Origin of the sequence: Pseudomonas fluorescens, from assembly GCF_902497875.1 — a bacterium.
GTDB classification, from domain to species: domain Bacteria; phylum Pseudomonadota; class Gammaproteobacteria; order Pseudomonadales; family Pseudomonadaceae; genus Aquipseudomonas; species Aquipseudomonas fluorescens_BR.
In genome coordinates this window covers 224,899-238,898 of the sequence record NZ_CABVHY010000001.1, presented here as the reverse complement: position 1 = coordinate 238,898, position 14,000 = coordinate 224,899, and the positions used below count along the sequence as shown (strand labels likewise).

Sequence of the window (14,000 nt, the reverse complement as noted above, 5' to 3'; positions counted from 1 at the left end):
TCTCAGGCTCCTTTGAATTGCGCAGGCCGCTTGCTTATAAAAGCCGCCTTGCCTTCGGCGTGATCGGCACTCAAAAACAATTGGCTCTGCAGCTCACATTCGCGCTCAAGCAAGGCATCCAGCCCCTGGGCCAGCACTGCCTTGCTCAACGCCAACGGCAATGGCGCCTGACGCTCAAGTACCTGCGCGCGACCCAGTGCGAATTCCAACGCCTGGCCCTCGGCGACCAGGTGATCGATGAGACCAAGCCGCTCGGCGTCCGCCGCGTTCCATTTTTCGCCGTAGAAAATGATCTGCTTGGCGCGGCCAATACCAACGCGCTGCGGTAAGGTGAACAGCAGGCCCATATCGGCCATCAGACCGACCTGACCAAAGCTTGCGGCAAAGCGCGCACGGTCACTGCTGACCACGCTATCGCACGCCATTGCCAGAGACAGTCCAGCGCCGGCTGCCCAGCCTTCGACGGCGCAGATAATCGGCTTGCCCATACCGAGCATCTGGCGAATCAAACGATGACTGCGGCGCATCCGCGCACGTCCGGAACTCAGGTCGCTGACGTTCATGTCAGTGATATCGCCGCCGGCACAAAACACGCCCCCGACACCGGTCAACACCACACTGCGAACCTGCGGATCCTCATCGGCCTGCACCAAGGCCTCATACAGCAATCCGCGCATTGCGGGAGAAACCGAGTTGCGGCGCTCCGGCACATTGATCGAGAGGATCAGGGTGCGCCCGCGCATTTCCTTGAGCAGTGAGTTGTCCATCAATGCACCTCCTCGCAGACTAAGGCCGTGTAGCGCTGCTGGTGATACTGCAGCGAACCGCAGGTATTCATCAGCGCCAGCACTTTGCGCAGGAACAGGCCGATATCCGCTTCATCGGTGTAGCCAATCGCCCCGTGCAGCTGAATGGCCTCGCGACACACCTTCAGTGCCGCCCGCGTGGTGCGCAGCCGTGCGGCGCTGACCTGTAGCTCGCGTTGCCTGGTAGTGGTGCCGCTGTCGATAGAGGCTGCGGCCTGTTCAATGGCGGCACGACTCAATTCAATCTGAATATTCAGGTCGACCATTCGGTGTTGCAGCACCTGGAAGCTACCGATCGCTTGCCCGAACTGCTTACGCACCTTGAGATATTCCAGGGTCCGTACAAAAGCACCTTGCATGCAGCCCAACAGGTATGCGGCTGTTGTCAGGGAGGCTTCATCGAGGATCGCCGCCAGCCGCGACTCAGGAACATCGAGCCTACGGACGGGGGCGGCAGTGAAATGCAGGCAGCCCAAGTGCCCACCGTCCTGGGTCAGTTGGCAATCCACCTGCAGCGTCGCGCTGCCGGCCTCGACCAGTACCAACCCTTGGCAGGTGTTCACCACAAACGCATCGGCAGCAGCGGCAAGAGAGACATTGTCCAGCTGCCCCGTGAGCTGCCCATCTCGGACCTCCAACCGCGCGGACCGGGCCAGGCCGGCGGGCATAATCAATCGCGCGCCGCCCAGCTGTTGCTGACACAGATCGGGCGGTAACAACCCGGCGACCATGACTGCCTCAATCAGAGGCTCTGGCAACAGCCCCTTTCCCAACTCCTCAAGCAAAGCAACCAGCTCCGCGACGCCAAGTCCGATGCCGCCGGTATCCTCGTCCAGGCGCAACCCGACCCAGCCCATGGCACAGATTTGCTGCCAGCGGTCTCGATCCATGCCCTCGGGGCTGAAGCGCAGCGCCCGGATCCGGCTCAGGTCACCATCGCGAGGCACCGCCGCCGCGGCGCTGTCACGTATCATGCTCAAACGTTCCAGGCGCTCGTCATCCTGCTGCATACCCAACGCGACATTCATGAGCGACCTCCATGCAGCATGACCAAGCCGTTGTTGAGCACCACGACGTCACGCTCCACTACCCGAGAGCGAAATGAACCATCATTCCAAATCTCAGTGCGGATGGTTTCACCGGGAAATACCGGCGCACTGAAGCGTACTTTCAGGCTTTTCATCCGCTCGCTACGGTAGTTCGCCACTTCACGCAACACGGCATGGAAAGCCGCGCCCAGGGTGCATAAGCCATGCAGGATCGGCTGCTGGAACCCGGCGCGAGCAGCAACGTCCGGGTCCGCGTGCAAGGGGTTGTCATCGCCATTGAGCCGGTAGTACAACGCCTGTTCCGGGCGAGTCGAAAAGTCGACAGTACGATCCGGCGCGCGATCCGGTATCACGTGAACATCGGGCTCCGGTGGGTTGAGCGAGCCACAGCCACCATCACCGCGCAAAAAAGTGGTGCTGGAGGTGGTCGCGATCAGTTCATCAGTCGCGAGGTCAATCAGCTGCTTTTCGCTGTACAGCAACGCGCCCTTGCCCTCGCCCTTGTCCAGCAAGCCGGTGACCCGAGTGCGACCCAGAATTTCCCCTTCGACAGGCAATGGCCGGTGCCACTGCACGCTCTGTTCGCCGAGCACCAATTTAAGCGCGTTGACACCCGTGTCCGGATTGCCCAGCCAGAAACCCGGATACGCCAGCACCACAGCCATGATGGGCAGCGCACGAAAATCCCGTGCAGGGTCGACGTAGTCCAACGCGTGGTGATCCATCGGGTTCAGGCCCATACCGACCGACAGGGCATAAAACGCCGTGTCCCGACGCGTCAGGTGTTGCCGTACGTCCGGGATGGGGTAATTGAGGAGTTTTTCCGGATCAAGCCTCATGGTTGCACTCCTTGTCCAGGCTAACCACGAGGGCGTCGGCGGCGAAGGCGCCCTGCCCCTCGGGCAAGGCGAAGACCGGGTTGAGGTCAACCGATTGCAACGAGTCCCCCGCCCGGCACGCAAACTCGGATAGTTTGGCGAGCATGTGCGCCAGCGCCGGAATATCCACGCAAGGTCGACCTCGCGCGCCGAGCAATAGCGGTGCGCCCTGGATACTGCGGATCATCGCTTCAGCTTCGGTCACACCGAACGGACAACGTCGCAGCACCACGTCCTTGAGCACCTCGACGAAAATCCCGCCGAGACCAAATACCGCCACCGGCCCAAACATCGGATCACGTTGAATGCCCATGAAGCACTCCACCGCGCCACTGATTTGTCGGGCAACCAATACGCCATCCAGACGTGCGTGTGGGGCATGCGTGCGGGCGCGCTCCATCAGCGTCGCAAAACTTGCTCGCAGAGCTTCGGGATCTTTAATATCGAGCAGCACGCCGCCGATTTCGGATTTATGCAGGATGTCGGCCGAGGCAATTTTCATGACCACCGGGTAGCCAATTTGCTCGGCGTAGCGCTCAGCCTCCTCGACCTGCTTCAACACTCGCTCCGGTACGCTGGCGATGCCGAATTCCGCCAGCAGCACCTTGGAATCGGCTTCGCTCAGCGTGCCGGCGGGCAAGCTCAATGGCGTCAACTTTGGTCGTGTCGGCAGAGGACGAGCAAAGGCATCGCCCAGCCGCCCCATGGCATGTATCGCGGTGACGGCCTGGGTCGGATCCTCGAACAGCACGAACCCTTCTTTTTCATAGGGCACCACCTGCTCGGCATCCCCAATCAATGACATCACGAACAGGGTCTCGGGATGGGCGTCCTTGACCTTCTTGAATTCGGCGCACAGGCGCGGTGCAATGGAGGGGACTGTCCCGGCCTGACTGAAGAACGCAATCACCGATTTATAACCACCGTCAGTGATCAGGCTTTCGGTAAAACTGCTGGCCAACGACAAGTCATTAAGTACATGCGCGGTGAAATCCACCGGGTTGATCGGTGAGCAAAACGCCAGTTTTTCCTTCAGGGCGGCTTGAGCGGCATCGGGCATCGGCGGCATCGGCAGGCCCAGTTCTTCGGCCGCGTCGCTGACAATGATCCCGGCCCCACCACTGATGGTGACCATGCCCAGGCTGTTACTGACCGGGTAGATTCGCCGGGTCGCGGTGTAAGCCATATTCAGCAGTTCGGCACTGCTGTTGGCGCGGATCACGGCATAGTCGCGGAGCACCGCGTCGAACACTTTGTCGTCGCCCGCCAGGGAGGCCGTATGTGACAGCGCCGCCCGTTGACCCAAGGCGCTACGCCCGACTTTCTGCAGGATGATCGGCTTGCGTGCCTTGTGGGCCGCTTCAAGGGCGGCGATGAAGTTATCGACGTCACGGACTGATTCGGCATAGGCCATGACAACATCGATTTCAGGATTTTCAACCAGCCAGCCAATAGACTCGCCCAAGGTAATATCCGCTTCGTTGCCCGTCGCGACCATGATTGGTGTTCCCAACCCGCGAGCACGCGACAGCCCCAGCATGTGGGCGGCATAGGCCCCTGACTGGGAAGCGATGCCAACCCGGCCAGGCAAGGGAAAGCCCCGCTCAAGGCCCGAGGCAAAGCTGCCGTAGTAGCCAATGTTGGAGTTGAATACTCCGGCAGTGTTGGGCCCGAGCAGACGCATATTCCAGCGCCGGGCTTCGGCGACGATAGCCTCCTGCAACGTCACCCCGTCGCCGCCGACCTCACTGAAGCCGGAAGAAAATATCAGCGCACTGCGCGTCCCTCGCTGCCCCAGAGCCCGAACGGTGTCCAGCACTTGCGCGGCAGGCAAGGCAATGATTGCCGTATCCGGTGTCTGTGGCAGTGCCTCGATACTGGCATAGGCCTGGATGCCCTGGACTTCTTCGCGGTTGGGGTTGACCGGCATCAGCAGGCCCTGAAACTCTTGGCGAAGCATGTACGAAATGGGTCGACCGCCGATGCGCGTCGGATCAGAGGACGCTCCAACCACCGCCACGGAACGTGGCTGCAACAGAGACGTCAGGCTTTCGAAACGCGATGAGGCCGCGCCCGTTGCATGATTATTTTTATCTTGCATGCTATGCACCTTATTGATTGTTCGCAGAGTTCAGAGCGTCGCGGCGCCGCCGAGAATGGCTGTCACCTGGCTGGACAAGGTCCCGCCGTTGCCATGCAGCAGGGCGATGTCGGCTTTAGGCAATTGCCGTTCACCCGCGCAACCGCGGATTTGCTGGACGGCCTCGATGATCAAAAACATCCCGTACATGCCCGGATGCATGCAGGACAGACCGCCACCATTGGTGTTGACGGCCAGCTGACCACCGGGAGCAATACGGCCGTTTTGCACGAACCGTCCGCCTTCGCCCTTGGGACAGAAACCGAGGTCTTCCAGAAACAGCAGGGTATTGATGGTGAAGGCGTCGTACAGCATCACCAGGTCGACATCGGCGTGGGTAATGCCGGCCATTTCCATGGCACGGGGGCCGCTTTCAGAGGCCGCTGTGACGGTCAGGTCGGGCATCGCGACAATCGAGCGGTGCCATTGCGCACCTGCCGCACCCAGGAAATAAGCGGGTTTGTTCGGCGAGTCCCCTGCCCGCTCAGCGCGAACCATAATGCAGGCCCCGCCACCGTCGGTGACCAGACAGCAATCGGCGGTGCTCAAGGGGTCGCTGAGCATTCGTGCGCTCATCACCTGATCGATGGTCAACGGACCACGGGCGCATGCCTGCGGATTAAGGTTGGCCCAATGACGCGCCGACACGGCGACTTCCGCGAGCATTTCGCGAGTAGTCCCGTATTGATGCATGTGCCGGCTTGCCGCCAAGGCATAAGCCGATATTGGATGGCGCGGTTGATACGGCGCTTCATGCCACTGCGTCTCGCTCATCGAGACCAGTCGATTGCCAGCGCTGCTCTGGTTGGAGCCGTAGCAAATCAGCGCGACATTGCAAAGACCCGCTTGCAAGGCCAGTGACGCTTGCAGCAGGTGCATCTGAAAACTCGAACCGCCTACATTGGTGCCGTCAAAAAACGTCGGGCGAATGCCCAGGTATTCGGCCACTGATAACGTCGGGAATGCATGGGAACTACTGGCCGCAAATAATCCATCGATCTCGGCAAGTTGCACTCCGGCGTCCTTCAACGCGTTGATTGTTGCCTGCCCGAGCAGCTCGAGGGCACTGTAGCCGGTAGCAATGCCGACGCCGGCCTGACCGATACCGATTATGGCGGTTTGACCCCGCAGCGAGCCGCTCATGGCTGCACCTGATCTATCTGCCGAAACACCACGGCCTTGACTCCATCGAGTTCGGCAATATGCGCCTGCAAACGACAGCCAATCGGTGCGGTTTCGCAATCAACAATCCGCGACATCATGCGCGGACCCTCATCAAGGTCAACCAGGGCGATGTTGTAGAAGCCGGCACGGGAACGGTGGACGGTGATCGCATACAAAGTGCCCATGCCACTGGCCGGAACCCATTGCAGATCAGTTTCACCACTGCCCGGCACCAGCACGCGTGGGTAAAACACGTGACGGCCTGCACTCGGGCTCAATTGCAGCATGAATCGCCCCTCATCGAGGAACGCCTGATACTCTGCCTGCGGCCCTGTCGGGGCGTTGACTGATGCTTGACTCATGAACCCTCCTGCTTGTTTTTATTGATTCAGGTGCATTGCGGCCCTGGGTGAACCGTGGAGGCAGTTCACACTTTATTTCCGCCCGTTGACTGGCGAGATTTAGAACCTAGAATACGTTCACTATAGTGAATGTCAATCAGAATACTGAATATGAAAACAGAAAAAGAAAGCAGCGCCAAGATTGCGAGCACGACCGCCCCCAAAGAAGTCGGCGCGGTGGTCAACGCCATTCAGATCCTCCGCCACCTGGCACAATGCACCGAGCCCGAAGGCGTGGCAGCTATCGCCAGGGCGACTGGCGTCAGCCCCAGCAGCGCCTTCAATATCCTGCGCACACTGACTCACGAGCAGTGGGCCTCCTTCAACGACAGCGCCAAGACCTATCGCCTGGGGCTAGGCCTTTCCGAGCTGGCGGTGAGTTTTATTGGCCATAGCTACGCCGACCTGATTCACCCGGAACTCGAACGGTTGAGCCTCAACCACCGAATCATGGCGATACTCTGGGAAGTAACCGGGGACAATCACATCAGGGCTATTGCCCGGGCAATTCCGGCCGTGGCCCACGTCGACGTCAGCATTAACACCCGCCTGCCTGAGCTGCTAGGTGCCAGCGGACGCTGCATCGCGGCCCTGCGCAATCTGCCCGAAGACGAGCTGCGCCGACGTTTCGCGCGGCTACACTGGGAAAATCCGCCGACCTTTGACAACTACCTGGAGGAAGCCCGACTGACCTTACAGACTGGCTGGGCCATTGATGAAGGCAACCTGTATCGAGGCGTCAGCCTGGTCGCCAGCGCCGTCACCGACCACAACGATCAACCACGCTTCGTGATCTCTGGCATTGGCATCAGCGCGCAGTACGACCGAGCACAACTGGAAGCCATGGGCCAAGCCCTGAGCAGCACATCGGTCTTTATCAGCCGAGCGTTGTTTCCCGGAAAAAAAATCAATAATTCCGAATGCTAAATGGCATTCACAAAAAAGAACCTCAACCTTCAGCCCGGCCTGTAACAACAGACGAACTGCTTGAGTCAGATACCGCTCAGGGCCTGGATCATTTCCAGTCGACTGGCTGGCGGGCGATGGGGCGATACCGCCAAAGGACCACCAGTCTCTGGGGTCCTTTTCTGGTTTCAGTGGAGCGCGGTTAATTCAGTTATTTGAACGCATAGGTGTACGACAGGATCAACCGGTTTTCGTCCAGGTCTCCCAGCGCATCGGAGCGCACCATGGCGTTGCGCCAGCGCATTCCGAGGTTCTTCAGCGGTCCGCTCTGGATGACGTAGCTCACGTCCAGATCGCGTTCCCACTCTTGGGCGTTGCTACCCGCCACCTCGAACCCGTCGCCTCGCAAATAGCGCGCGAGAAAGGTCAGGCCCGGCACGCCATAGGTGGCCATGTTCACATCGTAGCGAGCTTGCCATGAGCTCTCGTGGGCGCGGGTAAAGTCAAGGATTTGCACCACGTTGGCGACGTTAGGATCAGCATCCTGCAAAAAGGGAAACGGTGAACGTCCGCGGCTATCCTGATAGCCGACCCGCCAGGTATGCCCACCCAGATTGGCCGACAACAGCACCGAAGTCAGGCCGTTGTCGATCTTTCCTGCCCGTTGGGATCCCGCCTCGGAAGAATCGAAATAACCCAGATTACCGCCGAGCGTCCAACTGCCGAGCGTGTGAGAGGCCAACAAACCGTAGTAATTCTGCTGGTAGACATCTTCCAGCTCCGCCCGCCAAAAAGAGGCCGTCAGCTGCGGACCGAACGTATAGGCCGCACCGGCGTAATCGAAACGATCACTGCTGGCCGAATAGTTACCCGTCCTCAGGTCATCGTGGTTACCGCTGGAGTTGCGATAGTTGACGCTGCGAAATTGCCCGACATCAATCATCAGGTTGTCCACGTCAGTGGACGTCAGGGCGACACCGTTGAAAAACGGCGGCAACAGCCGCGCATCGCTGGACAGCGCTACGGGAGACTTAGGCATCAAACCACCGACTTTAAGTTCGGTTTTCGACACTTTGGCCTTGAACACCCCCGACAGATCGCTGTACTCATCCGGCCCAGCATTGCCAAATGCGTTAGGCAGCAAACCGGTGCCTGCGCGGGCGTCGGATGAATCCAGTTTTACCCCTAGCGCGGCATACAGGTCTACGCCGAAGCCAACCGGGCCTTCGGTGTAGCCCGATTTAGCGTTAAACATGAAACCTTGCGCCCACTCTTCGCGCTTGGACTGGGTCGCATTGTCCTGGCGAAAATCACGGTTGAAGTAAAAGTTGCGCAGACTGAGCGTGGTGCTGCTGTCGCCGAGAAAGTCAGCTTGGGCGATGCAAGGAAGGGCCAGGATTGGCGCTAGACAGGTAAGCGCGCACGCATGCGCCACGGGAAGCTTTTGCATGGGAGGTGGTTTCCGATAATTGTTTTTATTGGGTCGCCACGGCGTCGGACGCTGAGGGCGCAGCCAGCATGGGCAGCCCGTTACAGCTTGGGTATTGGGATTTGCTTAAGCGGTACTTGCGCTGAGGAAAACACCCCTCGCGCAAAGGGCGTAATGCTGTTCACTTAAGTTCGGGGTTTCAGGCACACACAGGCGTAGCGAGGGGGCGGTGGATCAAGAGGCGGTCGGCATGTATTTTGTAGATTGGGTACATATCCGTTGCTACTGTCACGGCGACTTAGGGTTCCGCCCTTACGGCGGGTCACTTGGAAAAGCCCCAAGTAACCAAGGGCTCTTGCCCCGCCATTCGGTGCCTCGCTTAGGCTCGGCATGCCCTCACTCCGGCATTGCTCCGGGGGCCCGCCGCCATCGGCCATCCATGGCCGGGGGCGGCTACCGCGGCATCCTTGCCGCGGTGCCCCCTGCGCAACGCCTACGTTCGGCCTCTGGGAAAGGGGCGGCAGATCTACAGCCAAAGCAACGGCAACGGCAAAAGCAACGGCAAGATCAAAAGATCGCAGCCTCGCTTCGCTCGACAGCTCCTACAGGGGGTGGACAGGGGGTGTGTTGGTCGTTCCCGCGCGGGAATCAGGTCAGAACGCGTACGCTTCAAAGGATAGGCCGGCCGGTAGGCCGCCTCGCTTTGGCTGTTGCGGTGCACGCCCCCTCGAGAGGCCGAGCACAGGTTCTGCGCAGTGGGCAACCCGGCATGGATGCCGGGTTAGCCGCCCCCGGCCATGGATGGCCGATGGCGGCGGGCCCACGGAGCAGGACCGGAGCGAGGGTATGCCGAGCCTTAGCGAGGCACCGAACGAAAGGGGCAAGAGCCCTTGGTTACTTGGGGCTTTTCCAAGTGACCCGCCGTGAGGGCGGAACCCTAAGTCGCCGTTACCGCAGCAACGGATATGTACACCATCAAAAACCCGGTCGGCTTTCAGGCCGCCACCCATTTTCTTAAGTGAAAAAGCATTACGCCAAGGGGCGGTGGTTAAGCAGCACGAAACGCAGCCTTTCGCTAAACGAAATTGTCTGCCAGACCCACCTCCGCCATGCTGGGTCGAACATGTCGCACACGCCCATAATAAAAGGTACCTGCGTGATGAAAGACGCTTTGATCGTGTCGCCCCTGAGAACACCCATCGGTAAATTTGGTGGCGCACTCGCCTCACTGACTGCCGATCAACTCGCGGCGACCGTGATTCGTACCCTGGTGAGTCGCCTGAACCTCGCCCCTGACTCTCTGGATGAAGTCATCGTTTCCCAGTCTTACGCCAACAGTGAGGCGCCTTGCATGGGTCGTTATGCCGCGCTGCTGGCCGACTTGCCCATTGAGGTGCCGGGTTACTCGCTAGACCGACGCTGCGGTTCGGGCCTGCAGGCCATCGCCGATGCAGCGATGCGCATCCAGACAGGCCACGCCGAAGCTGTCATGGTCATCGGCGTCGAGAGCATGAGCAACATTGAGTACTACAGCAACGACATGCGCTGGGGCGCGCGTGCCGGCAGTGTAAAAATGCACGACCGACTGGAACGAGGCCGTGAGCGCTCACAGCCCGAGACGCGTTTTGGTCGCATTTCGGGCATGCCAGAGACCGCTGAAAACCTGGCCCGCGATTACCATATTTCTCGTGAAGAAGCTGACCGCTTCGCCGTTCGCAGCCACTTGAATGCAGCGACAGCATGGCGCGAAGGACGATTTGCCGACGAGGTCATTGCCCTTGACGTGCCGCGTAAACGTGGCGCAAGCGAACGCGTGAGCATGGACGAAGGCATCCGCGCTGATGCCAGCCTGGAAACCATGGCAAGCCTGCGCACACTGTTGCCCGATGGGGTGTGCACGGCGGGCAACTCCAGCCAGCAAAATGATGCCGCTGCCGGTTGCCTGGTGGTGTCCCGCGAATACGCTGCACGGCATAACCTGCAGCCGATCGCTCGGCTGGTGGACTGGTCCTCGGCCGGTTGTGACCCGGCACGCATGGGTATCGGCCCGGTGCCCGCCGTGGCCAAACTGCTTCAACGCACAGGTCTGAGCCTGGCTGACATGGGCCTGATCGAGGTCAACGAAGCCTTTGCCGCACAGGCGCTGGCGGTCTTGCGCGCCTGGGACATCCAGGATATCGAGCGGGTCAATGTCAACGGCTCGGGTATTTCTTTAGGGCACCCGATTGGCGCCACCGGCCTGCGCATCATGACCACCCTGCTCCATGAAATGCGCCGACGCGATGTGCGTTATGGACTGGAAACCATGTGCATCGGCGGCGGCCAGGGTATGGCCGCGATCTTCGAGCGCGTCTGAGCGAGGCAGCGACATGAACTGGGTGAAGGTAAACAACCAGGTACTGCGCTATGAACTGAGCCCGAAGACCGGGCCGGCGCTGGTATTGATTCATGAAATGGGCGGCACCCTGGAAAGCTGGGACCAGGTTTGCACTCTCCTCCAAGGGAAGTTCCAGACATTGCGCTATGACGTGCGCGGCTCAGGACTTTCAGAAAAAATCCTCGGCGAAATTGATCTCGATGCACACATCCATGATCTCGCGGCATTGTTGGACAGGCTGCAGATCAAGGGGCCCTTGGCATTGGTCGGTGTCGCGGTAGGCGCTGCCATTGCCATTCGTTTCGCGGCCCTTTATCCGCAGCGAGTCAGCCACCTGATCGGACTGGCGCCTGCCTGTGGCGTGGCGCCCACCGCCCGCGAGGCCACCCTGGAACGCGCCAGCACGATTCGCCAAGAAGGATTGAAAACGCTGATCCCGGCGCTGCTGGACAAGACCTGGCCCGCGCCTTTGCGAACAGACGCGGCTGCATTCGATCGTTTCAACCTTCGCTGGCTGAGCGCAGACCCACACAGCTTCGCCGCTATCTTCGCGATGCTTGCGCGCATGGAGCTTGAGGTCGACCTGCCGCGCCTGCCACTCCATACACTGCTGGTCGCAGGTGAATATGATGGCTTGCGCCCGCCCGCAGAAATCAATCGACTCGCGGGTTTTGCCAACCACATCGAAGCGCTACACGTTGCCTCGGGGCACTTCATGCCGGTGCAGAGCCCGCGCTGGGTAAGCGCCCTGCTTGAGCACTACATTCTTGAGGGCCGTACTGGCGCCGAGACTTACCAAGCTTTCATGGCCAAACCTGAACATCGGGTCGCCATCAGCGGGCACGCTGCCTAGCTGAGCCTTATAAGAGAAAAGAGGAAAACACTCCATGATGCAGTCACGCATGATCGGCGATATCAAAGTCACCCGAATCCTCGAATACGCAGGACCGACCCACGATCCGGCTTTTCTGTTCCCCTCTATCGACCGCAGCGTACTCGAAGAGCACCACCAATTGATGGCACCTAATCATTGGGTGCCCCACATGAACAAATTGATCGTGACCATTCAGTTCTGGGTGGTCCACGCCGGTAGCAACATCATCGTGGTCGATACCGGAGTCGGAAACTTCAAACCGCGTGCGGGCATCCCCCGGATGAACATGCTCAATACCCTGGTGCGCGAATGGATGACCGCTGCGGGTGCGGCTCCGGAAAAAGTAACCCATGTCGTAATGACGCACCTGCACGCCGATCACGTCGGCTGGAACACCACATGGCAAGACGGACGCTGGGTACCGACATTCCCCAATGCCCGTTACTACATTCCCAAGGAAGACTTCGACTTCTGCAAGGAAGGCAAGAACAAGGAGCCAGGCGTCATCGACGTGTTCGGTGATTCGTTCTTTGACAGTGTCATGCCAATCATCGACGAAGGGCTTGGCGTAATGATGGAGTCGCCACAGGAAATCGCCGATTGCCTGGTGGTCGAGCCTGCGCCAGGACACAGCCCCGGGCAAGTGGTATTCCGTGTGCGCTCTCGCGGTGAGGAAGGTCTGTTCTGTGGCGACATCTTGCACAGCCCTATTCAGATCGTCCGTCCAGACGTGAATTCGGGTTATTGCATCTGGGAAGACACTGCCCGCACTACGCGAATGGAGTTCCTCAACCGCGCCGCCGATCGGGAAGCACTGATCATGCCGGTGCACTTTGGCGAGCCACATTGCGGCTATATCCGGCGCCAGGGCGATGGCTTTCTCTTTGAGCCGGCGCAGTGGTAAACCGGTGGTCCAGACGCTGCCGCTGGTTTATGGACAGGCGATGGCGACTGCCATTACCTTGGGTCATCTCTGACCAAGAAGTTGAACAATAATGGCGACCCATTTTGATATCACTGACTTCCGCCTGTTCATCAACATTGCGGAAACCAGCAGCCTGACTCGAGGCGCCGAGCGTTCGTTTCTCTCGGTACCCGCGACCAGCAATCGCATCAAGAACCTTGAAGACAACCTGGGCATGCGCCTGCTTGAACGCTCACCTCAGGGCGTGACGCTGACCAACGCGGGCAAGACCTATCTGCAACATGCGCGAGTGATCCTCGCGCAGCTTGCATTGCTCACAGGTGACCTGCAGGAATATGCCATTGGTCTCAAGGGCCAGCTGCGGTTGCTGGCCAATACCACGGCCATCACCGAATACTTGCCGCCTGTCGTGGGCGAGTACCTGAAGACCCATCCGGACGTGCATATCGACATGCGCGAGCGCCTCAGCGACGACATTGTGCGCAGCATTCGCGATGGTGGCGCCGATCTTGGAATCGTCTCAGGCAGCGTGGTCACCGACGGGCTGCAAAGCGTGCCGCTGGTGTCCAGCCGCCTGATGGTCATCGCCCCACTCGGGCATCCCATACTGGCCAACAGCGAAGTATTTTTCAAAGAAGCCCTGCAATACGCCTTCGTCTCTTTGCTCGAAGGCAGCGCGATCCACGTATTCCTCAGTCGGGCCGCCGCTGCGCTGCACACGCCGTTGACGATTCGCGTACAGGTGGCGAGCTCCGATGCGATTTTCCGGATGGTCGAAGCCGGTGCCGGAATTGCCATCGTGCCCCAGGCCGGATTCACCCGGCTCAAGGGCCAACAAAACATCGGGTCGTGCACCCTGCTCGATCCTTGGGCGGTCCGTACCTTCCAGCTGTGCGCGCAGGATTTTGACGGGCTTTCGTCGTTTGCCCGTGATTTCGCCAACAGCCTGGTCGAATGGTGCCACGCCTCGGACAGTGCGGCCCCAGCGGTGTGAACAACACTTGATGCCAGGCTACAGAACACAGAATTGCCGGTGCTACGCGAGCCTGAG

Annotated in this window: 12 protein-coding genes; 5 read left to right on the top strand and 7 right to left on the bottom strand. The window is 59.8% G+C overall.

Annotation, left to right across the window (positions count from 1 at the left end; all coding sequences use genetic code 11):
* Positions 1-2 precede the first annotated feature (2 nt).
* From F8N85_RS01080 to F8N85_RS01055, 6 genes are read right to left on the bottom strand one after another with little or no spacing between them, the layout of a single operon-like run.
* A complete protein-coding gene (locus tag F8N85_RS01080; protein WP_150801839.1) occupies positions 3-767 on the bottom strand; it encodes an enoyl-CoA hydratase/isomerase family protein in 765 nt (254 codons plus the stop codon).
* Positions 767-1,834, bottom strand: coding sequence for an acyl-CoA dehydrogenase family protein (locus tag F8N85_RS01075; protein ID WP_224795607.1), 1,068 nt, complete (start codon positions 1,832-1,834; stop codon positions 767-769). The genes F8N85_RS01080 and F8N85_RS01075 overlap by 1 nt, the downstream gene beginning before the upstream one ends.
* Positions 1,831-2,694: a MaoC/PaaZ C-terminal domain-containing protein gene (locus tag F8N85_RS01070; protein ID WP_150801838.1), complete on the bottom strand. Its 864-nt coding sequence runs from the start codon at positions 2,692-2,694 to the stop codon at positions 1,831-1,833. Before F8N85_RS01070 ends, F8N85_RS01075 begins: the two co-directional genes overlap by 4 nt.
* Complete coding sequence (locus F8N85_RS01065; protein ID WP_150801837.1) at positions 2,684-4,834, bottom strand: acetate--CoA ligase family protein; 2,151 nt, start codon at positions 4,832-4,834, stop codon at positions 2,684-2,686. The genes F8N85_RS01070 and F8N85_RS01065 overlap by 11 nt, the downstream gene beginning before the upstream one ends.
* Positions 4,835-4,864: 30 nt before the next feature.
* Complete coding sequence (locus F8N85_RS01060; protein WP_150801836.1) at positions 4,865-6,016, bottom strand: thiolase; 1,152 nt, start codon at positions 6,014-6,016, stop codon at positions 4,865-4,867.
* Positions 6,013-6,399, bottom strand: a complete 387-nt coding sequence (locus F8N85_RS01055) for a Zn-ribbon domain-containing OB-fold protein (protein ID WP_150801835.1) — start codon at positions 6,397-6,399, stop codon at positions 6,013-6,015. The genes F8N85_RS01060 and F8N85_RS01055 overlap by 4 nt, the downstream gene beginning before the upstream one ends.
* Positions 6,400-6,549: 150 nt before the next feature.
* On the opposite strand from F8N85_RS01055, the gene F8N85_RS01050 reads away from it, so the two are divergent.
* Positions 6,550-7,365 (top strand): IclR family transcriptional regulator, encoded by an 816-nt coding sequence (locus F8N85_RS01050; RefSeq protein WP_150801834.1) that lies wholly within the window; start codon positions 6,550-6,552, stop codon positions 7,363-7,365.
* A 190-nt stretch (positions 7,366-7,555) separates the two neighbouring features.
* On the opposite strand, the gene F8N85_RS01045 is transcribed toward F8N85_RS01050, so the two are convergent.
* Entirely contained in the window at positions 7,556-8,794 is a 1,239-nt protein-coding gene (locus F8N85_RS01045; RefSeq protein ID WP_150801833.1) for an OprD family porin, read from the bottom strand.
* A 1,138-nt stretch (positions 8,795-9,932) separates the two neighbouring features.
* Between F8N85_RS01045 and F8N85_RS01035 the strand changes: the two genes are divergently transcribed.
* The 4 genes from F8N85_RS01035 to F8N85_RS01020 all read left to right on the top strand — a co-directional run bounded on the left by F8N85_RS01035 (position 9,933) and on the right by F8N85_RS01020 (position 13,943).
* Complete coding sequence (locus F8N85_RS01035) at positions 9,933-11,129, top strand: acetyl-CoA C-acetyltransferase (protein ID WP_150801831.1); 1,197 nt, start codon at positions 9,933-9,935, stop codon at positions 11,127-11,129.
* A complete protein-coding gene (locus tag F8N85_RS01030; protein WP_224795606.1) occupies positions 11,038-12,003 on the top strand; it encodes an alpha/beta fold hydrolase in 966 nt (321 codons plus the stop codon). Before F8N85_RS01035 ends, F8N85_RS01030 begins: the two co-directional genes overlap by 92 nt.
* Before the next feature lie 34 nt (positions 12,004-12,037).
* Positions 12,038-12,928 (top strand): MBL fold metallo-hydrolase, encoded by an 891-nt coding sequence (locus F8N85_RS01025; RefSeq protein WP_150801830.1) that lies wholly within the window; start codon positions 12,038-12,040, stop codon positions 12,926-12,928.
* 91 nt (positions 12,929-13,019) lie between these two features.
* On the top strand, positions 13,020-13,943 hold the full coding sequence (locus F8N85_RS01020; protein WP_128874260.1) for a LysR substrate-binding domain-containing protein: 924 nt from the start codon (positions 13,020-13,022) through the stop codon (positions 13,941-13,943).
* Positions 13,944-14,000 lie beyond the last annotated feature (57 nt).

Coding starts and splice junctions, on each gene's coding strand:
- F8N85_RS01080 (WP_150801839.1), bottom strand. CDS start 767: ATGGACAACTCACTGCTCAAGGAAATGCGCGGGCGCACCCTGATCCTC.
- F8N85_RS01075 (WP_224795607.1), bottom strand. CDS start 1,834: ATGAATGTCGCGTTGGGTATGCAGCAGGATGACGAGCGCCTGGAACGT.
- F8N85_RS01070 (WP_150801838.1), bottom strand. CDS start 2,694: ATGAGGCTTGATCCGGAAAAACTCCTCAATTACCCCATCCCGGACGTA.
- F8N85_RS01065 (WP_150801837.1), bottom strand. CDS start 4,834: ATGCAAGATAAAAATAATCATGCAACGGGCGCGGCCTCATCGCGTTTC.
- F8N85_RS01060 (WP_150801836.1), bottom strand. CDS start 6,016: ATGAGCGGCTCGCTGCGGGGTCAAACCGCCATAATCGGTATCGGTCAG.
- F8N85_RS01055 (WP_150801835.1), bottom strand. CDS start 6,399: ATGAGTCAAGCATCAGTCAACGCCCCGACAGGGCCGCAGGCAGAGTAT.
- F8N85_RS01050 (WP_150801834.1), top strand. CDS start 6,550: ATGAAAACAGAAAAAGAAAGCAGCGCCAAGATTGCGAGCACGACCGCC.
- F8N85_RS01045 (WP_150801833.1), bottom strand. CDS start 8,794: ATGCAAAAGCTTCCCGTGGCGCATGCGTGCGCGCTTACCTGTCTAGCG.
- F8N85_RS01035 (WP_150801831.1), top strand. CDS start 9,933: ATGAAAGACGCTTTGATCGTGTCGCCCCTGAGAACACCCATCGGTAAA.
- F8N85_RS01030 (WP_224795606.1), top strand. CDS start 11,038: ATGAAATGCGCCGACGCGATGTGCGTTATGGACTGGAAACCATGTGCA.
- F8N85_RS01025 (WP_150801830.1), top strand. CDS start 12,038: ATGATGCAGTCACGCATGATCGGCGATATCAAAGTCACCCGAATCCTC.
- F8N85_RS01020 (WP_128874260.1), top strand. CDS start 13,020: ATGGCGACCCATTTTGATATCACTGACTTCCGCCTGTTCATCAACATT.